This is a genomic window from Curtobacterium sp. ABR8 (genome assembly GCF_057812125.1).
Map to the genome: position 1 here is coordinate 948,834 of NZ_CM173818.1, position 21,887 is coordinate 970,720.

Here is a 21,887-nt window from a genome sequence, read left to right on the forward strand (position 1 = left end):
GTTCAGTGCGGGACGACCGGGTGGTCCTGGTCGTGACCGTCCCACAGGTCGCCGCACTCGACGGGCTCCGCGCCCGACGACGCCAGCCACGGGCCGGCACCGTGCGCGTGGTCGCGGGACAGCGCGGCGACGAGCGCGGGGCGGTGCTGCGAGCCGACGACCACCGGGTGTCCCGGTACGCCGTGGTGGACCGCGCGGCGGAGCGCCGTCGGGTGGTCGCCGTCGCCGATCACCCGCCGGACGGCCGTCGCGGGCAGCCCCGGCAGGTCGACCAGGGAGACGCAGGCCGTCGCCGGACCGGTGACGGCCGCGAGCCCGACGGCGAGCGACGCACCCGGCCCCCCTGCCCAGTCGTCCGCGACGACGACGGTGACCCCGTCCACTGCGGGCACGAGGGCCCGCGCCCGGTCGGCGGCGGCACCGAGGACGACGACGACCCGGTCGCAGCCGCCGAGCCGGAGCACGTCGACGCCGAGGTGCAGCCACGGGGTGCCGTCCGGCTCGGCGACCAGCGCCTTCGGCCGCCCCATCCGCGTCCCCGCACCGGCGGCGAGCAGCACGCCCACGACGTCGGTCACACGAACGCCGGCACCGACGTCCACGCGGCAGGGGCCTCGGCGACGCCGTCGCGCACGACGGTGCCGGAGATGAGGCCGTAGGGCCGGTCGGCGGCGAAGAACACCTCGCCGGGGTTGTCCAGGCCGAACGGTGCGAGGTCGACCAGGAAGTGGTGCTTGTTCGGCATCGAGAACCGCACCTCGGCGATCTCCGGGAACGCCTCGATCGCCGAGCGGCCCATCGCGAACAGCGTCTGCTGGAGCGCCAGGGAGTGCAGCTCGGCGAACGTCGCGAGCATGCGGTCGAGGACGCCGGCGTACACGGCGTCGTAGTCGATGCCCGCCGCCACCGCCTCGGGCGTGTACCGCCAGCGGGCCGTCACCGAGGTCGCGAGGATCCGGTCGTCGGTCTCAGCGAGCGTCGTGTAGCCGTCACGCGGGAACCCGTGGAACTCGCTGCCGGTCGACTTCAGGACCGTCAGGTCGGTGACCCCGGCGAGCACGTGCACGTCGTCGCCGTCGACCTGCACCACGGCCGTGCGGGTTCCGCGGCCGGCCCGGACGAACGAGTGGTCGTGCTCCCGGCCGTCGACGACGATCCGCTCCCACGTGTGCTGCTCGGCGGACAGGGTGGAGCCGTCGTACCAGTCGAAGGCGGTGCTGAAGTGCCGGCCGAGTCGCAGCAGGAACTCCTCCGGCGTCCCCACCCCGTGCTCCTTCGCGAAGGCGTAGACCGTGTTCTTCTGCGTGTCCGTCGCGACGACCTTCGCGTTGTCGCCCTCGGTGTACGAGTCGGCGAGCGCCGCTCCGCGCAACTGCGTCGTGACGGTGAGGTCCTCGATCTCGTGCCGGTCGGTGTCGCGCGTCACCCGGACGAGCCGGACCTCGGCCTTGCCGTACTGGTTCGCACCGAGGCGGACGGTCGTGGTGGTGGGGACTGGCTGGACGTCGGTGATCTCCATGGAGGCGACGATGACATCCGCGTGTTTCGGCGGTGGGTCGAACACGTCACGACCTCCGCCAGCGGCCACGGCCCGGTCGTGACGCAGCCGTCGAACGCCCGTAACCACACGGAAACACCCGTTCCATAGCGTTGCCGCCACGACGCACCCGATCGAGGAGGGACCCGTGGCGCACACATCCGCACCCCGGCGGTCCTCGGCGTGGAACCGCGGGATGATCGCGCACGGACGACGGTCCGACGGCGCCACCGACACCCGTTCCCCCATCCCGATCGGACCCTGCAATGGACCTCGTCTCCGTCCGCACCGTGCGGACACCGTCGCACCGCGACGACCTCTCCTTCGGCCCCGGTGAGCATCCCCTCGCCGGCGGCACCTGGCTGTACTCGGAGGAGCAGCCGGGTCTGACCGGGCTCGTCGACCTCACCGCACTGGGGTGGCGCGACACCGAGCGCAGCGCCGGAGGGCTCCGGATCGCCGCGACGTGCACGATCGCGTCGTTGCTGCGTGTGGCGCCCGAGGACGACTGGCGTGCCTGGCCGCTCGTCGACCGGTGCACCAACGCGTTGCTGGCGTCGTTCAAGGTGTGGAACCAGGCGACGGTCGGCGGCAACGTCGCGGTCGCCCTGCCGGCGGGGGCGATCACCGCGCTGCTCGTGACACTCGACGCGACCGCGGAGGTCTGGACCCCGGACGGCGGGGAGCGCCGGGTCCCGGTGGCGGACCTGGTCACCGGGCCGCGGACGACCGACCTCGCGCCGGGTGAGGTCATCCGGGCGTTCGACGTGCCACGAGCGGCCCTCGTGGCACGCACCGGGTTCCGGCGGGTGTCCCTCAGCCCGCACGGCCGGACCGGTGCACTGGTCACGGCGCGGTGGTCGGCGTCGGGCTTCGTCCTCGTCGTGACCGGGGCGACCCCGCGGCCGCTCGTGCTCCGTCACCCAGGGGTCCCGACCGCCGCGGAGGTCGATGCACGGCTGGCGGCCCACGACGCCTGGTACGACGACCCGCACGGTTCCCCCGACTGGCGGCGCGCGGTGACCCGGCGGTTCGCGGCGGAGCTCGTCGCCGAGGCGCTCGGGACGACGGGCGGTGCGGCATGAGGTTCGAGGTCGACGGCGCGACGGTGGACGCCGAACCGCAGCCCGGTCAGGTCCTCCGCACCCTGCTCCGCGAGCACGGGGTGACGTCCGTGAAGAAGGGCTGCGACGCGGGCGACTGCGGTGCGTGCTCGGTGCTCGTCGACGGTGTGCCGGTGCACTCCTGCATCACGCCGGCGCACCGGATGGCGGGTCGTGCCGTCACCACGGCGGCCGGGCTCGGCACGCCGGAGGACCCGCACCCCGTGCAGCGCGCGTTCGCCGAGGCTCCGGGCTTCCAGTGCGGCTTCTGCACCGCCGGGTACGTCGTCACGGCGTCCACGCTCGACGAGGACGCCCTGGCCGACCGGCACCGTGCGTTGAAGGGCAACCTCTGCCGGTGCACCGGGTACCGGGCGATCGAGGACGCCCTCGACGGGGTCGCGAACACGGCCTGCGCGCCCGCCGGTCAGGCGATCGGCACGTCGGTCGCCGCTCCGGCCGCGATGGCGATCGTGACCGGACGCGAGGAGTACACGCTCGACGTGCGGCGGACGGAGGGGCTGCTGCACCTCGCGGTGCTCGGCAGCCCGCACCCGCACGCCCGCATCGTGTCGATCGACACGGCGGAGGCCGAAGCCCTGCCGGGCGTGCACGCCGTCCTCACGCACCACGACGACCCCGGCGTGCTGTTCTCCACGGGTCGGCACGAGTCCCGCCTGGACGACCCGGACGACACCCGGGTGCTCGACCGGGTGCTCCGGTTCCGTGGGCAGCGCGTGGCCGCCGTCGTCGCGGACAGCGTCCGGATCGCCGAGCAGGCCTGTGCCCTCGTGCGGGTGCGCTACGAGGTGCTGCCGAGCGTGCACGACCCGGACGCGGCCCGTGCCGCCGGAGCTCCGCTCCTGCACGCCGACAAGACGACCCAGGAGCACCGGATCGCCGAGCCGGGCCGCAACGTGGTCGCCGCCCTGCACGGCGAGACGGGCGACGTCGACGGCGCCCTGGCGACGGCCGCAGCCACCGTCGAGGGCACCTGGACGACGGGCCGCGTCTCGCACGCCGCGCTCGAGACCCACGCGACCCGCGGGTCCGTCGACCGCGACGGGCGGCTCGTGCTCCGGACCGCCACGCAGGTCCCGTTCCTGGTGCGGGACGAGATCGCGCACGTGTTCGGCCTCGACCCGAGCCGAGTCCGCGTGGTCGCGAAGCGCGTCGGCGGTGGGTTCGGCGGGAAGCAGGAGTTGCTGACCGAGGACCTGGTCACCCTCGCGGTGCTGCGGACCGGTCGCGCGGTGCAGTACGAGTTCAGCCGGCGTGACGAGTTCACGATCGCCCCGACCCGGCACCCGATGCGCGTGCGGGTCCGGCTCGGTGCCGACGCCGCGGGACACCTGACGGCACTGCACGTCGACCAGACCATGGACACCGGCGCGTACGGCAACCACGGGATCGGGGTCATGTTCCACTCCGTCAGCGAGTCCGTCGCCGTCTACCGGTGCCCGTCGAAGCGTGTGGACGCGGAGTCCGTGTACACGAACAACGTGCCGTCCGGGGCGTTCCGCGGGTACGGGCTCGGCCAGGTCGTGTTCGCGATCGAGTCCGCCATGGACGAGCTCGCCCGGGAGCTCGGCATCGACCCGCTCGACCTGCGGCGGCGGAACGTCGTGGTCCCCGGAGACCCCCTCGTGGTCACGGACCCGGACGAGCAGGACGACCTGCGCTGGGAGGGCAGCTACGGACTCGACCAGTGCATCGACCTGGTGGAGGACGCCCTCCGCGCGCCGGTACCCGAGGTCCCACGCATGGACGGGCCGCCGCTGGACGACTCCGGGGACTGGGCGTTCGGCACCGGGGTCGCCCTCGCGGCGATCGCCACGATGCCGCCGCGCGGGCACCACGCGCACGTGTCGGTCGAGGCCACCGCCGAGGGCCGGTACCGCATCGGCGTCGGCACGGCCGAGTTCGGCAACGGGACCACGACGGTGCACACGCAGCTCGTCGCCACCGCCCTCGGCACCACCACGGACCGGGTCGACGTGCACCAGTCGGACACCGACGCGGCCCGGCACGACACCGGGGCGTTCGGGTCCGCGGGGGTCGTCGTCGCCGGCAAGGCGCTCTACGCCGCGGCGCAGGCACTGCGGGAGGACATGACCGCGCGTGCCCTCGGGATCGTCGCCGCCCGGACGCCCCGGACCGCGTCGGGGCCGCTCGGACCGGCCGTCTCCATCGGACCGGACGGCGTCCGCGTCGGGGAGGAGCTCGTCGGGCACGCCGAGTTGCTCGCCGACGGCCCGCTCGTCGCGCACGGCAGCCACGACGGCACGCCACGGTCGCTCGCGTTCACCGTGCACGGCGCCCGGGTGGCGGTGCACCGGCCGACGGGCGAGGTCCGCGTGCTGCACAGCGTGCAGGCGGTGGACGCCGGCACCGTCCTGAACCCGGAGCAGCTCCGCGGCCAGGTGGAGGGCGGCGCCGCGCAGGCGATCGGGTCGGCGCTGTACGAGGAGGTCGTGCTGGACGAGACCGGTCGGGTGACGACCGACGCGTTCCGGGCGTACCGGGTGCCGAAGATCTCCGACGTGCCCCGCACCGAGGTGCGCTTCGCCGACACGCACGACCCGCTCGGCCCCCTCGGCGCGAAGTCGATGAGCGAGGCGCCGTACAACCCGGTCGCGCCAGCCGTCGCGAACGCGGTGCGCGACGCCGTCGGCGTGCGCCCCCACCGGTTGCCGATGACGCGCGACCGGGTCTGGGCGATGCTCCAGGACGCGACCGACGCCGGGGGTGCGTGATGTTCGAACTGGCACCGCGCCTCCTGGCCGCCCTCGACGCGGGGGACCCCGTGGTCGTCGCGACGGCCGTCGCGATGACGGGCAGCGCGCCGACCGGCGTCGGCTCGTCGATGGCCGTCCTGCCCGGCGGTCAGGTCGTCGGCACCATCTCCGGCGGGTGCGTCGAGGGGGCGCTGTTCGACACCGCGGAGCAGGTCCTCGAGACCGGCGAGGCGGTGCTCGAACGCTTCGGGTTCGACGACGACCCGGACGACGTCGACGCGATGTGGGCACCGGCGCTCCGCTGCGGTGGTCGCGTCGAGGTCCTGGTCCGTCGCGTCCGTCCCGACGACGCCGACGTCGTGGACGCGCTCCGGCGCGCGGCGTCCGGGGTGCCGACGTCGCTCGGCCTCTCGCTCGACCCGTCGACGCTCGGCGCGGTCGTGCACGTCCCCGACGGCTGCGGCGGCCGGCTCTTCGTGGAGCGCGCCGACGTCCGGCCGCGGTGCATCGTGGTGGGCGCCGTCGAGTTCGCCGTGGCCCTCACGAACACGGCCGCGGTGCTCGGCTACGCCGTGACGGTCGTCGATCCGCGGCCGGTGTTCCTGACCGACGAGCGCTTCCCGGCCGCCGACGAACGCATCGTGGGCTGGCCGACGCGTGTGGTCGAGGCGTTGCCGGTGGACGCGACCACCGCCGTCGTGGTGCTCTCGCACGACGACCGGTTCGACGCCGCCGTGGTCGACTCGGCGCTCCGACGTGGTGCCGGGTACGTCGGGGCGATGGGCTCCCGCACGACGAACGCACGCCGGATGGCGGAGCTGCGCGCGCTCGGGACACCGGACACCGACCGGCTGCGGTCCCCGATCGGGCTCGACATCGGTGCGACGACGCCGGCCGAGATGGCGGTCGCGATCATGGCCGAGGTGATCGCGGTCCGGACCGGCGCCGGCGGCGGTGCGCTCGTCGACGGTGCCGGTCCCATCCACCGCCGGGCGGTGCCCACGAGCTGAGCCGGCGGCGCACGATCCGGTCAGACGACGGCGGGCGTCCGCGCCAACCGCTCGGCCAGTCGCGCCGCGATCTCCCGCTCGTCCGCCGCGACGAGCTCCCCGTCGCGCACCACCACGCGTCCACCCACGACGACGTGTCGGGGCCGCCGCCCGGGAGCGGCCCAGAGCAGTCCCGCGACGGGGTCGGCGACGCCCGCGTCCGCCACCCCGGAGACGTCCCACACGCACAGGTCGCCCGCGCTCCCGTCGCCGAGGTGCCCGAGCTCCGGGCGACCGAGCCCCGCTGCGGAACCCTCCGTCGCCGCGCCGAGCACCTGCCGCGCCGGCAGCTGCGGCCCGACGAGTGCCGACACCTGCATGGCCAGCCGGGCGTCCGCGAGCAGGTGTCCGGCGTCGTTGCTGCCGCCGCCGCTCGTGCCGAGTCCGACCGGGACCCCCGCCGCAGCGAGCCGTGCGACGGGAGCGATGCCCCACCCCATCGGCACGTCGCACCCGGGGGCGTGCGTGGCGGTGACGCCTGCTGCCGCGAGCCGGGCGATCTCGTCGTCGGTGACGTCGCAGAGGTGCGCGATCGTGACGTCCGGTGCGAGCCACCCCCACTCCTCGAGCAGGTCGAGCGGACGACGGCCGTGGCGATCGAGCGCGATCGCGGTGTCGACCTGTTCGTTGGCCTGGGTCCGCCGGCGGAGTCCGTGCCGCGCCGCCACCTCACCGAGCGCCCGGAAGGTCGCCTCGCCGTCGGAGTGCACGCCCGCCGGACCGACGGCGACCTGGAGCCCACCGTCCGGGTCCACGCCACCGACGGCGTCGTCGTGCAGCAGCCGCGACGCGATCGCGTCCGCCGATGCCGCAGCTCGGTCCGGGTCGTCCCGCGCCGAGCCGCGGACGAAGACGAGTCGCCCGCCGAGACCGCGGACCGCGCCCACGGTGGCCGCGGCGAGCGCGACGGTGTCGTCCGTGGTCGCCGCGGCGGGCCAGTTCAGGTGGTGGTCGGCGATCGTCGTGACGCCGGACAGGAGGCCCTCCGCGGCTCCGGCGGACGCCGCCAGCGCGTACAGCTCGGGGTCGTGCCCCACCCGTCCGTACGCCGCGGCCATGGTCGGGAGCCAGGCCGCCATCGGCACGCCGCGGGTGCCGGGCAGGGTGCGGAACGCGGTCTGGAGGAGGTGGTGGTGCGCGTTGACGAGGCCGGCCGTGACGACGCACCCGGATGCGTCGAGGGTGGTGGCGAGGTCGCTGCCGTCGTCGACGACGACGTCGCCCTCCCGTTCGGTCCGAGGGTCGACGAGGACGCGGAGGGCACCGGTGACGGTCAGCATGGTGGTGTTTCTAGCAGTCCCCTGTTTCCGGCCCGTGACCGGCCGGAAACACCCGGGGAACACGCGGACCGTAGGTTCGCCCCATGACGCAGACCCTGATCCGCGCCGGCTGGGTGCTCACCGCAGCACCCGACGGCGCCGCCACGCCCGCTGCGATCCGCGACGGAGCCGTGCTCCTCGACGGCGACCGGATCGCCGCGGTCGGCACGTACGCCGACCTCGCCGCGGCCCACCCGGACGCGCCGGTGCGCGGCGGTGCGTACGACGTCGTCACGCCCGGGTTCGTGAACACCCACGGCCACTTCAGCGAGGGGCTCATCACCGGGATCGGTTCGCAGTACACGCTGTGGGAGTGGCTCACGGCGTTGATCGGGCGCGTCAACCCGGTGATGACCCGGGACAAGGCGTACGCGGGCACGGTGCTGCAGGGCATCCAGCTGCTCCGGAGCGGGGTGACGACGGCGAACGACATGTTCTGCGCCGACCCGGTGCCGGACGAACCGGCCACGCCCGGTGTGGTGCAGGCGCTCGAGGAACTCGGGCTGCGCGGGGTCGTGTCGTTCGGCTCCGGCGACGTCGACCGCGACTTCGGCGCGACGCCCATCCTGGAGGAGTTCGAGGCCCTGCGCGAGGCCGCCGCCGCCAGCCGGTACAGCACGTTCCGGGTCGGCGTCTCGTCGATCGGGCGGTACACGGACGACACCTGGCAGGAGCACGTCGACTACGCGGTCGCCGGCGGCCACGGCGTGCACGTGCACTTCCACGAGGTGCGCGAGGAGGTCACCGCGGCCCGACAGCGCACCGGACGGACGGCCATCGGGCACGCCGAGGCGACGGGCATGTTCCAGGTCCCGGTGATCGCCGCGCACAGCGTCTGGGTGGACCGCGAGGACCGGGAACGGTACGCGGCCAACGGCGTCGGCGTGGCCCACAACCCGGTCGCGAACGGGATCCTCGCCAGCGGCATCGCCCCGATCGCGGAACTCCGTGCGCTGGGGGTCCCGGTGGGCATCGGGGTCGACGGCCCGGCGTCGAACGACTCCCAGGACTTCCTGCAGGCGATGAAGACGGCCGCGCTGCTCGCCCGGGTGCGGGACCTGCAGGCCACCGCGATGAGCGCCCGCGAGGCCTTCGAGATGGGCACGATCGGCGGTGCCCGTGCCCTGCGCATGGAGGACGAGATCGGTTCGCTGGAGCCGGGCAAGCGCGCGGACCTGGTCGTCCTCGACGGCGACTCCCCGACCCTCGCCAACGTCCACGACCCCTACCAGGCGGTGGTCTTCGTCGCCGGCAGCCGCGAGGTCCGCGACGTCTGGGTGGACGGGGAGCTGAGCGTCGCGGACGGCGACGTCACCCGGGTGGACGTGCGTGAGGCCGTCGAACGGGCGCGTCCGCTCGCTCGGCAGCTCGTTGCCGAAGCGGGGCTGGAGCGCCTGTCCGCGCTCACCGGCGGCACACTCGACGGCACGGAGCGTCCGTAGTCCGTCCGGTCAGAGTTCCAGCACCAGTCGCGGGCAGCCGCGCCGGGCGCGGGACACGCAGACCATCATGGTGCGGTCGTCGGCCTGCTCCTCCGGGCTGAGCACGGTGTCCCGGTGCTCGACCGCGCCCTCGAGCACGGGGGTCTCGCAGGTGCCGCACGTGCCCTCCCGGCAGGACGAGAGCACGAAGGCGCCGGCGTCCTCCGCGACCTCGAGCAGGGTCCGGTCGGCGGGGACCGTCACGGTGACGCCGGTGACCGTGAGCTCGACCTCGAAGGCCTCGCCGGGGGCGTCGACGTCCGCGGCGGCCTCGAAGCGCTCGACGCGGACGCTGCCCGCCGGCCAGTGCGCGGCAGCGGCCTCGACCGCGTCCATGAGCCCGCGCGGCCCGCAGCAGTACACGACCGCGTCGCGCGGTACGGCGAGGAGCGCGTCGACGTCGAGCCGGACGCCCTCGTCGGCCGCGGCCACGACGACCCGGTCGGGGTGCGCCGCGACGAGCTCGTGCTCGAACGCCATGCGGTCGCGGGACCGCCCCGCGTAGTGGAGCTCCCACGGGGTGCCGGCGCGTTCGGCGGCGGCGATCATCGACCGGATCGGCGTGATCCCGATGCCCCCGGCGACGAAGACCGCGGGGCGTGCCGGGTCGTGGCCGAAGTGGTTCCGCGGTCCGGCCACCGCGACCTCGTCGCCGACCGCCAGGCCCTCGTGCACGGCGACCGATCCGCCGCGGCCGTCTGGCTCGCGGAGCACGGCGATGCGCCAGTACCCGTCGACCGTCGTCGTGACGAGCGAGTACTGCCGTTCGGTCCCGGGGGAGACCTCGAGGTCGACGTGCGCTCCGGGTTCCCAGTCCGGCAACGCCGGACCGTCGACCGGGGCCAGGTCGAGTGCGACGACGTCCGTGGCGACCTCGTGGCGGGCGGCGACGCGCACCCGCCGACGCTCCGGCACGGCGCTCACGCGATCGCTCCGGCGCGCGGGGTCTCCTTGACCACGATCATGTGGAAGCGGGTGCCGTCCGCGCTGCACCACCGGTGGCCGGTGCCGCCGCGGTAGTACGCCGAGTCGCCGGGTCCGAGGTCGAGTGGTTCCCGTCCGCGCAGGTCGAGGTGCACGCGGCCGGCGAGCACGGTGAGGAACTCGTCCTCGTGGTGCTCGAAGTACTCACCGAGGTCCGTGTTGTCGCCGACCCACTCCAGCGGCTCGAACGCGTGCGGGCCCGCGTGCACGAGCAGCCGGGCCTCGCCGCTCGAGAACGGTCCGCGGGCGCCCTCGCCGGCACGGATCACCTCGGGCAGGCGGACGTCGTGGCCCGGGCGCTCGGGGGCACCGGCGGCGAGCAGTTCGACCTGGGTCGTCCCGAGCGCCGTGGCGATCTTCTCCAGGGACACCATGCTGGCGCGGGAGTGCCCGCGCTCGACCTGGCTGAGGAACGGGTGCGACAGACCGGTCAGCTCGGCGACCTGGACGAGCGTCAGTCGTGCGGCGCGTCGGCGGGCACGGATGTGCTCACCGATCCGTTGGGTCTGATCGTCGACGACGCGGTCGGTCTCGGTGGTGGTGCCGGTGCTCACGCGGACTCCTCTCGTCCTCGGTTGGGTCACGCCGACCGGTCGGACGGAACGCTCGTTCCCGCTCCCGGTGACGTCGGGTCGGGCGTCACACACGGCAACCGCCTCGAAACGAGAGGGAAACACCGCAGCCCTAGCATCGGAGATGTTGATGCGATCAACATTCTCACACACGATCGAGAGGCTCCGGATGGACTCGTCAGTGCCCCGCCCGATCGCCCTCCTGCGCTCCGCACTGCTGCCGGACGGCCGCTCGGTCGACGTCGCGATCGACGGCGCGACCGTCTCGACCGTGGCCCCGGCCGGCACCCTCGCGGCCCCGGCGGAGGAGACGATCGACCTCGGCGACCGGCTGCTCCTGACCGCGCCGGCAGAACCGCACGCCCACCTCGACAAGGCCCTCAGCGCCGACGCCATCCGGCCTCCGCTCGGGGACCTCGGCGCCGCGATCGCCTCGTGGACCGCGCACGCGACGACCATGACCGTCGAGGACATCGCCGACCGTGCCCGGACCGCCGCCCTCACGCTGCTCGCCGCCGGCACCACGGCCGTCCGGAGCCACGTCGACGTGCTCAGCGGCCGGCACAGCGCGGCCGACCGGCCCGCCACCACGGAGCAGGCCCTGCGCGGCGCCCGTGCCCTCGTGCAGGTCCGCGACGAACTCGCCGGCCTGATGGACATCGAGCTCGTCGCCCTCGCCGGCCCGCTCGCCCCCGACGAGCACGTCGAGGCGGTGCTCGACCTCGGCGTGGACCTGGTCGGCGGCGCACCGCACCTCGCCGAGGACCCCCTCGCCGACGTCGACCGACTCCTCGCCATCGCCCGCCGACGGGGCATCGGGGTCGACCTGCACGCCGACGAGAGCCTCGACGGTCCGGTGACCCTCGACCACTACGCCCGGGCGTCCCGCTCGCTGCGGCGGGACCGGCAGTACTCCGCCGGGCACTGCGTCCGGCTCGGCACCCTGGGGCCGGAGCGACTCGCCGAGGTCGTCGCCGACGTGGCCGCAGCCGACCTCGGGGTGATCACGCTCCCGATCACGAACCTGTACCTGCAGGGCTGGCAGCACCCGGTCGCCACGCCGCGGGGACTGACCGCCATCCACGCGCTCCTCGACGCCGGCGTCCGCGTCGCCGCAGGCGCGGACAACGTCCGCGACCCCTTCAACCCGGTCGGCCGGAGCGATGCCTTCGAGACCGCATCGCTGCTCGTCTCCGCCGGCCACGTCACGCCGGACCAGGCGTACGCGATGGTGAGCGACACCGCCCGGAGCGTGATGGGCCTCCCGGTCGCCGGTCCCGTCCCCGGGCGGCGCGCCGACCTGCTCGCCGTGGCCGCGACGAGCGTCACCGACGCCGTCGCGAACGCCCCCGCCGACCGCATCGTCCTGTCCCGCGGGCGACTCGTCGCCCGCACCGAGGTGCGACGGACCGTCGCCGCACCGGCCGCGGCCGCCGTCCCCGCCTGACCCCACCGCCCGCCCGCACCGAGAACCCGAGGTGATCGTGACCACCACCGCCCCGCCACCCGTCGCCACGACGGACACGCTGCTCGACTTCCGCAACGTCGAGATGACCTTCCCGAACGGCACCATCGCCCTGCAGGGCGTCGACCTCACCGTGGACCGTGGCCAGTTCGTCTCGGTCGTCGGCCCGTCCGGCTGCGGCAAGTCCACGCTGCTCCGCATCGCCTCCGGCCTCGAGACCGCGTCGGACGGGTCGGCCGGTGTCGCGGCCGACCGCATCGGCTACGTCTTCCAGGACGCCACGCTCCTGCCCTGGCGCACCGTGCAGGGCAACGTCGAACTGCTCGCCGAGCTCGGACACGTGTCGAAGGGCGAGCGGGCCGCCAAGGCCGCCCACGCCATCGACCTCGTCGGCCTGAACGGCTTCGAGACGAACCTGCCGAAGCAGCTGTCCGGCGGCATGCGGATGCGGGTCTCGCTCGCCCGGTCGCTCACCCTCGACCCGGAGCTCTTCCTGTTCGACGAGCCGTTCGGCGCCCTCGACGAGATCACCCGCGAACGCCTCAACGACGAGCTCCTCCGGCTGTTCGTCGAACAGCAGTTCGCCGGGCTCTTCATCACGCACTCCGTGTCCGAGGCCGTGTACCTCTCCACCGAGGTGATCGTGATGTCCGGACGCCCCGGCAGCATCGTCGGCCGGTTCGACGTGCCGTTCCCGATGCCCCGCGACCCCGACATCCGCTTCACACCCGAGTTCGCCGAACTGGTCGGCGAGGTCTCGCACGCGCTCCGGGAAGGACACCGCTGATGGTCACCCTGCAGGAGGCCGCCGAGACCCGCGCGGTCCGGGCCGCCGCCCGTCGTGCCGCTCCTCGGGCTCGCCGCGGCATCGCCTGGTGGCAGCCCGTCGTCGTCCTCGCCGTGCTCGTCGGCATCTGGTACGCGGCAGCCGCGTACTACGACCACGTCCGCGGCCTGGCCTTCCTCGTGCCGTACCCGCACCTCGTGGCGAAGGCGATCGTCGCGCCGACCCTGCCGGACGGGTCGCCGTCCACGTTCGGCTCCGACCTCTGGTCCGCGCTCGGACGCACCACCGTCGTCTCGCTCACCGGCCTCGGCTTCGCGATCGTGATCGGCGTCGTCTGGGCGATGGCGATGGCGCAGGCGAAGTGGCTCGAGAACTCGCTCTACCCGTACGCCGTGGTGCTGCAGTGCGTCCCGATCCTCGCCCTCGTGCCGCTCATCGGCGCCCTGTTCGGCTACGAGTTCGTCAGCCGCGTGATCGTCACCGTGATGATCGCGCTGTTCCCGATGGTGTCGAACACGCTGTTCGGCCTGCAGTCCGCCGACCGCGCGCAGCGTGAGCTGTTCCAGCTGCAGCGCGCCGGCCGGTTCGCCCAGCTCGTCAAGCTGCAGTTCCCCGCCGCGCTGCCGTCGATCTTCGTCGGCCTGCGCACCTCCGCCGGGCTGAGCGTCATCGGGGCGATCGTCGGCGACCAGTTCTTCCAGCGCGGCAACCCCGGTCTCGGCGTCCTCATCCAGGTGACCGCATCGCGCCTGATGGGCCCCGAGCTGTACGCGACCATCCTGATCGCCTCGCTCTACGGCGTCGCCGTCTTCCTCGTGTTCGGCCTGATCGGCCGGCTGGCCGTCGGCCGCTGGCACGACTTCAGCTGACCCCCCGACGAACCACACCACCCCTTCCCACCACAGCACCACGAGACCCGCACCACGAACGGAGCCTCCATGCGCACCACCTCCCGCCTCGGCGTCGCCACCGCCGCCCTCGCCGCCACCGCCATCGCCCTCACCGGCTGTGCCGCGGGGTCGTCCGGCAGCACCGGGACGACCGCCGCGACCTCGTCGACCGCCTCCGGGCCGAAGGTCGACCTCTCCGACGCGTGCCCCGCGACCGTCGTCGTCCAGACCGACTGGAACCCCGAGGGCGAGCACGGCCACCTCTACCAGATGCTCGGCCCGGACCCGGTGATCGACTCCTCCGGCAAGACCGTCACCGGCGACCTCTACGCCAACGGCAAGAGCACCGGCGTCAAGCTCGAGATCCGTGCCGGCGGCCCGGCGATCGGGTACACCAAGGTCGCGTCGCAGATGTACCAGGACAAGGACATCACCCTCGGGTACATGTCCACGGACGAGCAGGTGCAGTTCTCCGGCAAGCTGCCCACCACGGCGGTGTTCGCCGAGAACGACCAGTCCCCGATGTCGATCATGTGGGACCCGAAGACGTACCCGGAGGTCGACAGCATCAAGAGCCTCGGCAAGGCCCTCGAGAAGGACGGCGGTGTCGTCCGCTACTTCAGCGGTGCCGCGTACATGACCTACCTCGAGCAGTCCGGCATCCTGCCGAAGAAGGTCCTCGACGGCAGCTACGACGGCACCCCGTCGAAGTTCGTGTCCGCGGGCGGCAAGGACGCCCAGCAGGGCTTCGCGACCGCCGAGCCGTACATCTACCAGAACCAGGTCGCGGCCTGGGGCAAGAAGGTCGACTACGCGCTCGTCTCGAGCACGGGGTGGAACCCCTACCCCGAGGCGATGTCGGTCCGCACCGGTGACCTGGAGAAGCTCGAGCCGTGCCTGCAGAAGCTCGTGCCGGTGATGCAGCAGGCCGACGTGGACTACCTGAAGTCCCCGGGGGCCACGAACGACCTCATCACGAAGCTGGTGCAGCAGTACAACAACGGCTGGACCTACGACTCGAAGGTCGGCGCGTTCGCCGCGTCCCAGATGGTGGAGCTCGGCCTCGCGAAGGACACCGACGGCTACATCGGGTCGATGGACGAGCAGCGCATGGAGGACTTCATCGCGAAGGCGACGCCCGTCTTCGCCGACACCGGTGACGTCAAGAGCGGCCTGAAGCCCTCCGACCTGTACACGAACGAGTTCCTCGACGAGTCCATCGGTCTGGGTTCCTGACACCGGTCGGCTCCCGTCGAACGGGAGCCGGCCAACAAGCGGACGGGAGGCGCGGTGCCACGCCGCCCCGCGCCCCCGTCCGTCGTCCCCGCACCACCCACCCACCAGGAGTGAGCATGACCACCGTCACCCCCACCTCCGTCGAGGCGCTGCGCGCCGAGCTCGTCGCACTGCTCGGCGAGCGCGGCGTGAGCGCCGACGAACGCACGCGGGCCCGCGCCTCCGTCGACGAGGCCACCATGAGTCCCATCCTCAGCGAGCAGCTGCCCCTCGGCCTCGCCGACCTCGTCGCGTCGCCGGCCAGCGCCGACGACATCGCCGCCACCCTGCAGGCCGCGGTCCGGCACGGCGTCCCCGTCACCACCCGCGGGAAGGGCACCGGCAACTACGGCCAGGGCATCCCACTGCACGGCGGCCTGGTCCTCGACACGTCGCGGGCACGCGCCGTCGTCGAGGTCGGCGACGGCTGGATCACCGCCGAGGCCGGCGCGTCCATGGTCGCCCTGGAGCAGGCGGCCGCCGCCACGGGCCAGCAGCTCTGGATGTACCCGTCCACCGCGCAGTCGACCATCGGCGGCTTCCTGTCCGGCGGTTCCGGCGGCACCGGGTCGATCGCGCACGGGTCGAACTGGCAGGGCTTCGTCACGGCGCTCGACGTCGCGCTCCCCGGCGCCGACGAACTGCTGCACGTCGAGGGCGACGAGGCGCAGCCGTTCGTGCACACCTACGGCACCGCGGGCGTCATCGCCCGCGCCACCGTCCGGCTCGAGCCGCTGCAGGAGTGGCGAGCCGTCTACGCGGCGTTCCCCACCTTCGAGGACGCGCTCGTCGCCGTCCGCACGCTGCGCGGACTCGACCCGGTGCCGCGGCTCGTGAGCGCCGACCGCGCCGAGATCGCCGCGACGCTGCCGTCCGACCTGGCCGTCCCCGACGACCGTGCGAGCCTGCGAGCGATCATCGACGACGTCGTGCTCGACGAGGCCCGGGCACGTATCGAAGCCGCCGGCGGTGCGGTGCTGGACGTCCGCGAGGGGCTGCAGCAGACCACGAAGGTGTCGATGCTGTCGTACAACCACCCGATCTGGTGGCTGAAGCGGAACACGAGCGACACCGAGTACTTCCACGTCGAGGTCGGCGGCGAGGCGCTCATCGACCGGATCGCCGAGGTCGAGGCCGTCTACCCCGGTGGCATGCTCCACATCGAGGCCGCGCACGTCGGACCGATCGGGATGCTCACCGCGCCGTACACCGGAGCGGAGGACGTCTACGCCGGCTACCCGGTGCTCCGCGAACTCGGCGTCCGGGTGCACAGCCCGCACCAGTACTACGTCGACCACGGCGTCGAGGAGCTCGTGGCGCTGAAGCAGCGCACCGACCCCGCGGGGCTGCTCAACCCCGGGCACGTCATCGACCCGTCGCTCGTGGTCAGCGGTGGTTCCACCGCGTCCGCGCAGCCCGTCGTCCCGGGGTTCGGCAAGTGAGCGCCGGCGTCGGCACAGTCCGCTCCCGTCGGCTCGCGGAACTGTCCGGTCCGGCCGTCGCGGCGGGCTTCGGGCCGGACACGATCGTCGTGCAGCCCACCGGCGCCGTCGAGCACCACGGCCCGCACCTGCCGCTCCTGACCGACCACCTGCTCGCCGAGCACATCGGCGGGGCGGCGGTCGAGCAGGCCGCCGCCGAGGGGCTGGACGTCTGGCAGCTCCCGACGCTGTCGTTCACGAAGTCCGACGAGCACAGCTGGGCGCCCGGCACGGTGTGGCTCGACAGCGACACGATGTTCGACATCGCCGTGCAGATCGGCCGCGCGGTCGCCCTCACCGGTGCCGGCACCCTGGTGTTCGCCAACGGGCACGGCGGCAACGTCGCCCTGCTGCAGGTCGCCCTGCGTGAGATCCGGAAGCGCTACGGGTTGAAGACCTTCCTCATGCCGACCCTCGCCCGCGTCCCCGGCCCGGACGGCGAGGACGCGGACGAGCTCGGACTGGGGATCCACGGCGGCGCGGCGGAGACGTCGATGATCCTGCACCTGCGCCCCGACCTGGTCGACATGTCGCTCGCGGAACGCTGGGTGCCGGAGCACATCGCCGGCTTCGAGAAGATCGCGTTCAACGGCGGCCCGGTGTCGTTCGGGTGGCTGTCCGACGACTTCGGGACGCCCGGGGTCGTCGGCGATGCCAGCCGGGCGACGGCGTCGTACGGTGCCGTCCTCTGGGAGCACTCCGTCGCCGAGGCCGTGACGTCGCTGCACGAGATCGCACGGTTCGACCCGGCGGTGAGCCGTCCGGCGGTGGCCCGCCCCGCCGACGCTGCGGTCTCGTGACGGTGCCGCGCGGGGCGGGCGTGTCCGACCCGGGCACGCCCGCCCCGGCGGCCGCCGTGGACGACGCGTCCGTGCCGACGGACCCGTTGACCCTCGCGGCGTCGTGGCTCCCCGCCGCGGCCGACGCCCCGGGTCCGACCATGACCCTCTCGACCGTCGGGCTCGACGGCTACCCCGACGCCCGGACGGTCCTGCTCTCCCTGTTCGACGGGGAGCGCCTGCACTTCCACACCGACTCGCGCAGCCGGAAGGCCGCCGAACTCGCGGCGGTGCCCCGTGCCGCGGTGACCCTGCACTGGCCCGAGGCCGCGCGACAGCTCGTCGTGGTCGGCGACGTGGCGCCCGTCTCCGACCACGAGGCCCGTGCGGCCTACGCGGCCAGGACGCCGTACCTGCAGGTGCTCGCGTGGGTCAACGACCACGCGTCCGCCGCGGACACACCGGCCCGGCGCCGGGAGGCCTGGGCGGCGTTCGGCCGCGAACGGGCCGGTACGGACCTCGAGCCGCCGAGCACGTGGGCGGGGTTCGCACTCACACCGGTGCGGATGGTGTTCTGGCGCGGGGCGACGGACGCGGCGAGCAGCCGGCTCGCCTACCACCGGCGCGCGGACGGGTCGTGGTCGTGGGAGTCCTGGCCGGGGTGACCGCGCGCTGCGGAACGCCCGAGGCTGGTGCTGTCCTCGACGCTGCTCGACCGCTGCACGAGGTGGTGTCCGACCTGATCGCCATCGCTTCGTCCGCGAGGGCGTCCGGCTGACGAACGTCGCCGGAGGACCAGCGCCGATCTGCGGCGCGACCCGGCCCCAGACGCAGCGCGGCGCTGCATCCGGCACCGCTCCACCCCACCCGTCGAACCCGCTGAACAGTCAGCGCTCACGGTCACCCTCGTGTCCGGTGGAGTCTTCTCGAGCGAACGCGAGCAGCGCGGAGCTGTCCCCGGTCAGGACCGTGAGGGCAAGACCGAACACTGCGTACGGGAGGAACTGGGCAGCGTTCACCAGTCCGAGCTCGAACGGGCCGGCGTGCAGCACCGTCACGACGAGGACCGGTACGGCGACCGCGCTCACGGCTGATCCGAACGACGAGACGGTCGCAGCCGACCAGTAGGGGAGGAGGCCTGGCACGCGACGCAGTGTGGTCACGTCGTCGCCCATGTCCCAACGCTGGCAGACCGTGACACCGCGAGCAATGGCGCAGTCTCGTCTCCTCACCCCCGGATCTTCGTGGACGCGGTGTGCCCGGTCCCTCCGTCGCCGCGCCCCCTTGACGCAGTCGCCCCAGCCTGCTTTGCTCTTTCAACAGATGCAAACAAGTTGCATCAGGTGAAATGACCCTCAACGGAGAGTGAGTCGCACATGGGTTTGGCCGTCTGGGCGTTGATCGCCTACATCGGCACGATCTTCGTCTGGAGCGTCGCGCTCCGCCGTGGCATCGGCGAGGGCATGGTCGTCGGCTTCCTCGTCGTCTGCGCGTTCGGCGGGACGCGGTTCCTCGAGCTGCTCGTGGTCGGGTTGCAGGACGCCTTCAACGAGGAGATCGTGTTCGCCGCGTTGGCCTTCACGTTCATCGGGTTCCTGCTGGCGTCGACCGGCGTGATCGACCGGCAGGTGGAGATCCTCAACTCGATGCTCGGCCGGCTCCCCGGTGGCGCCGGGTACGTCGCGACCGTCGGCTCGGCGCTGTTCGGATCGGTGGCGCACTCCGGATCCGCGAACGCGGCGACCCTCGGCACCGTCACCATCCCGTGGATGAAGCGCTCGCAGTGGCCTGCGCCGGTCGCTGCCACCGTCGTCGCGGGGAACGCCGGCAACGGCACGGTGATCCCGCCGAGCGCCTCGTTCTTCATCCTCATCGGCACCGCGACCGTCGCGCCGCTCGTCACGGTCGGCGAGCTCCTGCCCGCGATGTTCGTCGCTGCCGCATGGTGCGTGCTGTGGCGCCTGATCGTCATCGCGTACTTCGTCCGTCGGCACCGCATCCAGCGTGTCCCGGCTGCGGACATCCGTCCCTTCCGCCAGTCCTTCCGACACGGGTGGACGTCGCTGCTCGTGTTCCTCGGCATCCTCGTCCCGGTCTTCGTGACCCTCGGTCCGAGCGGAGCGTTCGTGACCGGTGCCCTCGGTGAGGAAGCCGCGGACACGATCAGCATCGTCGTCTGGATCCCCGTGCTCCTCGGGCTGCTGGCCCTGCTCCTCGGTCGGAAGAAGCTGCCGAAGGGCGCCCGCGGCTGGTACGACTTCGTCGCGAAGACCGCGCCGCGGTACCGCGACATCGGCGCGACGCTCGTCTTCGCCTTCGCGGGTGGCGCTGTGCTGACCGAGCTCGGACTCGCGGACCAGCTCGCCGCCGTGCTCAACGGGCTGGACGCCTCGCCGGTCGTGATGAGCGTCATCGTCGCCGTCATGGTCGTGCTGGTCGCCGGACCGCTCAGCTCGACCGCGACCATCGCCACGATCGGCGGCATCGGCTTCAGCGTCCTCGTCGTCGCCGGGGTCGACCCCGTGCTCGCCGCGTGCGTCGTGCTGGTGGCTGCATCGACCGAAGGTGCCTCACCGCCCGGGGCCTCGGCCATCTACATCGCGACCGGGATCGCGGGGGTGAACCCGGTGAAGACCTTCGTCCCGCTGGTCGTCCTGTACGTGATCCCGATCCTGCTCATCGCCGCCCTCATCGGGCCGGGCTGGCTGCCCGTCCCGCACTGAGCCCGGCCCCACCGATCGGAAGGACTGCACCTTGGCAGACTCCACGGGACCCACGATGGGTCCGACCCGGCAGCGAATGGCCGCCGGCATGACGACGGTGTTCGTCGTCCTGCTCGTCTCGATGCTCGCGCTCGGCACCGTCATGGTGCTGCTGCAGCTCGTGGGCGTCCTGGTCCTGAACGCCGCGCTCGTCTCCGGCGCTGTCTCCGTCCTCGCTCCGTGGACGTTCGGTGTCGGTGGCGCCCTCGGGATCTGGACCCTGCTCCTCGCCTACGCACACGGATGGAAGTCGAACGAATGACCGAGCACACCCACCAGCCCGTGACCCCGGACGTCGTCCAGCGACTCGGCGCCCTCCCGGTCGCGAACATCGGCGACGCCATGCAGCGCCTCGGGGTCGTCGAAGCCGAGATCGGAGCCGTCTGGCGCGGAGCGCGGACCGCAGGCACCGCCCGGACCGTCGAGGTCGCGGGTGGCGACAACGCCGGCGTCCACGAAGCGATCGACACCCTCCGTCCCGGTGACGTGCTCGTGGTGAACGGCCACGGTGTCCGCGACCGAGCCCTGGTCGGCGAGCTCATCGCCGAGCGTCTCCGCGCACGGGGCTGCGTCGGACTCGTCATCGACGGCGCCGTCCGTGACGTCGACGACCTCGAGGAACTCGGCTTCCCGGTGTTCGCCCGCGCAGTCACACCAGCCGGTCCCTACCGGAACGGCCCCTTCCGCGTCGGGGTCCCGGTGGCGATCGGCGGTGTCGTCGTCCACCCCGGCGACGTCATCGTCGCCGACGGGGACGGTGTCGCGGTGGTGCCGGCAGCCGAAGCGGCCGCGGTGCTGGGCCGCGCGGAGGCCAAGCACGCCGACGAGACGCGGATCCGGAACGAGATCGTCGCCTCGGCGAGGTCCGTGTGACGGTCCAGCAGGGCGGTCCGCCACAATGGCGTCATGGCAACCGACGGGCACACCACCCAGCCGACGGTCCGCAGCGTCGAACGCGCGCTCGACGTGCTCGAACTGCTGGAACGGAGCGACCGTCCGCTGCGCCTGGTCGACCTGAGCCGGGGCACCGGCTTGCACGCCGCGACCGCCCTGCGGATCGTCGGGGTGCTGCAGCGCCGTGGCCTCGTGCAGCAGGAGGGCGGAGAGTACCGGCTCGGAGCGGGGGCGCTCGGTCTGGCGCACGGCTACCTCGTCGGGGACCCACTGACGACCCACGCACGCGCAGTGCTCCAGCAGCTCGCCGACTCGACGCACCTGACCACGTCGCTCTACGTCCGGACCGGGCAGGAGCGCATCCTGACCGCACGGGTGGACGGTCGGGACCCCCTCCGCTACCAGCTGCCGGTCGGTCGGCGGCTGCCGTTGGTGGTCGGCGCCGGCAAGACGATCCTCGCCTTCACCTCGCCGGCGGAACAGGACGACATCCTCGCGAACCACGGCGACACGACGGACGGCAACGGACGCACGGTGAGCGTCGACGAGCTGCGCTCGTCGCTCGACGAGATCCACCGGAACGGCTTCCACGTCTCCATCGCAGAGCGTGACGTCGCGGTCGCCGCGGTCAGCGCGCCGGTGTTCGACCAGCACGGAGCCGTGATCGGATCCGTGTCGGCGTCCGGACCGGCAGAACACAACGACAGAGCGGGACTGGAGGCACTGGTCCCGGAGATCCGTCGGGCCGCGCAGGCGGTCGGTCGGTAGGAC

The 21,887-nt window shown here is 73.1% G+C and carries 21 protein-coding genes; 15 read left to right on the forward strand and 6 right to left on the reverse strand.

Translation table 11 applies throughout. The annotated features are described in order from the left end of the window. Positions 1 to 2: 2 nt before the first annotated feature. Positions 3 to 578, reverse strand: coding sequence for a nucleotidyltransferase family protein (locus tag ACXKZB_RS04680; protein WP_488824874.1), 576 nt, complete (start codon positions 576 to 578; stop codon positions 3 to 5). Further along, positions 575 to 1,519: a factor-independent urate hydroxylase gene (gene pucL / locus ACXKZB_RS04685; protein ID WP_111084926.1), complete on the reverse strand. Its 945-nt coding sequence runs from the start codon at positions 1,517 to 1,519 to the stop codon at positions 575 to 577. The genes ACXKZB_RS04680 and pucL overlap by 4 nt, the downstream gene beginning before the upstream one ends. Positions 1,520 to 1,803: 284 nt before the next feature. Here pucL and ACXKZB_RS04690 point away from each other — a divergent pair, with 284 nt between their 5' ends. The 3 genes from ACXKZB_RS04690 to ACXKZB_RS04700 are packed head-to-tail and all read left to right on the forward strand — an operon-like array spanning position 1,804 to position 6,388. After that, positions 1,804 to 2,622, forward strand: a complete 819-nt coding sequence (locus ACXKZB_RS04690; RefSeq protein WP_488824876.1) for an FAD binding domain-containing protein — start codon at positions 1,804 to 1,806, stop codon at positions 2,620 to 2,622. Further along, complete coding sequence (locus ACXKZB_RS04695) at positions 2,619 to 5,396, forward strand: molybdopterin-dependent oxidoreductase (RefSeq protein ID WP_488824877.1); 2,778 nt, start codon at positions 2,619 to 2,621, stop codon at positions 5,394 to 5,396. The genes ACXKZB_RS04690 and ACXKZB_RS04695 overlap by 4 nt, the downstream gene beginning before the upstream one ends. Then, entirely contained in the window at positions 5,396 to 6,388 is a 993-nt protein-coding gene (locus ACXKZB_RS04700; protein WP_488824879.1) for an XdhC family protein, read from the forward strand. The genes ACXKZB_RS04695 and ACXKZB_RS04700 overlap by 1 nt, the downstream gene beginning before the upstream one ends. A gap of 20 nt (positions 6,389 to 6,408) precedes the next feature. Here the strand turns inward: ACXKZB_RS04700 and ACXKZB_RS04705 are convergent, their stop codons facing one another. Then, positions 6,409 to 7,707 carry an amidohydrolase family protein gene (locus ACXKZB_RS04705; protein ID WP_488824881.1) on the reverse strand — a complete coding sequence of 433 codons (1,299 nt, stop codon included), beginning with the start codon at positions 7,705 to 7,707 and terminating at the stop codon, positions 6,409 to 6,411. An 83-nt stretch (positions 7,708 to 7,790) separates the two neighbouring features. Between ACXKZB_RS04705 and ACXKZB_RS04710 the strand changes: the two genes are divergently transcribed. Next, on the forward strand, positions 7,791 to 9,188 hold the full coding sequence (locus tag ACXKZB_RS04710) for an amidohydrolase family protein (RefSeq protein WP_488824883.1): 1,398 nt from the start codon (positions 7,791 to 7,793) through the stop codon (positions 9,186 to 9,188). Between the two features lie 9 nt (positions 9,189 to 9,197). Here ACXKZB_RS04710 and ACXKZB_RS04715 read toward each other — a convergent pair whose 3' ends face one another. Further along, complete coding sequence (locus tag ACXKZB_RS04715) at positions 9,198 to 10,151, reverse strand: PDR/VanB family oxidoreductase (protein ID WP_488824884.1); 954 nt, start codon at positions 10,149 to 10,151, stop codon at positions 9,198 to 9,200. Beyond that, positions 10,148 to 10,765, reverse strand: a complete 618-nt coding sequence (locus ACXKZB_RS04720; RefSeq protein WP_111084893.1) for a helix-turn-helix domain-containing protein — start codon at positions 10,763 to 10,765, stop codon at positions 10,148 to 10,150. The genes ACXKZB_RS04715 and ACXKZB_RS04720 overlap by 4 nt, the downstream gene beginning before the upstream one ends. Positions 10,766 to 10,952: 187 nt before the next feature. On the opposite strand from ACXKZB_RS04720, the gene ACXKZB_RS04725 reads away from it, so the two are divergent. The 7 genes from ACXKZB_RS04725 to ACXKZB_RS04755 all read left to right on the forward strand — a co-directional run bounded on the left by ACXKZB_RS04725 (position 10,953) and on the right by ACXKZB_RS04755 (position 18,125). Next, complete coding sequence (locus ACXKZB_RS04725; protein WP_488824885.1) at positions 10,953 to 12,230, forward strand: amidohydrolase family protein; 1,278 nt, start codon at positions 10,953 to 10,955, stop codon at positions 12,228 to 12,230. Between the two features lie 37 nt (positions 12,231 to 12,267). Then, entirely contained in the window at positions 12,268 to 13,035 is a 768-nt protein-coding gene (locus tag ACXKZB_RS04730; protein WP_488824886.1) for an ABC transporter ATP-binding protein, read from the forward strand. Continuing rightward, positions 13,035 to 13,904, forward strand: a complete 870-nt coding sequence (locus tag ACXKZB_RS04735) for an ABC transporter permease (protein ID WP_111084891.1) — start codon at positions 13,035 to 13,037, stop codon at positions 13,902 to 13,904. Before ACXKZB_RS04730 ends, ACXKZB_RS04735 begins: the two co-directional genes overlap by 1 nt. A gap of 69 nt (positions 13,905 to 13,973) precedes the next feature. Next, positions 13,974 to 15,161: an ABC transporter substrate-binding protein gene (locus tag ACXKZB_RS04740; RefSeq protein WP_488824888.1), complete on the forward strand. Its 1,188-nt coding sequence runs from the start codon at positions 13,974 to 13,976 to the stop codon at positions 15,159 to 15,161. 116 nt (positions 15,162 to 15,277) lie between these two features. Beyond that, positions 15,278 to 16,642, forward strand: a complete 1,365-nt coding sequence (locus ACXKZB_RS04745; protein WP_123313200.1) for an FAD-binding oxidoreductase — start codon at positions 15,278 to 15,280, stop codon at positions 16,640 to 16,642. Then, the gene (locus tag ACXKZB_RS04750) at positions 16,639 to 17,481 is read left to right on the forward strand and encodes a creatininase family protein (RefSeq protein ID WP_488824890.1); all 843 of its coding nucleotides are present in this window, start codon (positions 16,639 to 16,641) and stop codon (positions 17,479 to 17,481) included. Before ACXKZB_RS04745 ends, ACXKZB_RS04750 begins: the two co-directional genes overlap by 4 nt. After that, entirely contained in the window at positions 17,478 to 18,125 is a 648-nt protein-coding gene (locus tag ACXKZB_RS04755) for a pyridoxine/pyridoxamine 5'-phosphate oxidase (protein ID WP_488824892.1), read from the forward strand. The genes ACXKZB_RS04750 and ACXKZB_RS04755 overlap by 4 nt, the downstream gene beginning before the upstream one ends. A 222-nt stretch (positions 18,126 to 18,347) precedes the next feature. Here the strand turns inward: ACXKZB_RS04755 and ACXKZB_RS04760 are convergent, their stop codons facing one another. Then, positions 18,348 to 18,605 carry a hypothetical protein gene (locus tag ACXKZB_RS04760; RefSeq protein ID WP_488824893.1) on the reverse strand — a complete coding sequence of 86 codons (258 nt, stop codon included), beginning with the start codon at positions 18,603 to 18,605 and terminating at the stop codon, positions 18,348 to 18,350. A 231-nt stretch (positions 18,606 to 18,836) separates the two neighbouring features. Here ACXKZB_RS04760 and ACXKZB_RS04765 point away from each other — a divergent pair, with 231 nt between their 5' ends. From ACXKZB_RS04765 to ACXKZB_RS04780, 4 genes are read left to right on the forward strand one after another with little or no spacing between them, the layout of a single operon-like run. After that, positions 18,837 to 20,183: a TRAP transporter large permease subunit gene (locus ACXKZB_RS04765; protein WP_488824894.1), complete on the forward strand. Its 1,347-nt coding sequence runs from the start codon at positions 18,837 to 18,839 to the stop codon at positions 20,181 to 20,183. Positions 20,184 to 20,214: 31 nt separating this feature from the next. Beyond that, positions 20,215 to 20,484: a hypothetical protein gene (locus ACXKZB_RS04770; RefSeq protein WP_488824896.1), complete on the forward strand. Its 270-nt coding sequence runs from the start codon at positions 20,215 to 20,217 to the stop codon at positions 20,482 to 20,484. Beyond that, positions 20,466 to 21,095 (forward strand): RraA family protein, encoded by a 630-nt coding sequence (locus tag ACXKZB_RS04775; protein ID WP_488824898.1) that lies wholly within the window; start codon positions 20,466 to 20,468, stop codon positions 21,093 to 21,095. Before ACXKZB_RS04770 ends, ACXKZB_RS04775 begins: the two co-directional genes overlap by 19 nt. 33 nt (positions 21,096 to 21,128) lie before the next feature. Continuing rightward, on the forward strand, positions 21,129 to 21,884 hold the full coding sequence (locus tag ACXKZB_RS04780) for an IclR family transcriptional regulator (protein ID WP_488824900.1): 756 nt from the start codon (positions 21,129 to 21,131) through the stop codon (positions 21,882 to 21,884). Positions 21,885 to 21,887: the final 3 nt, after the last annotated feature.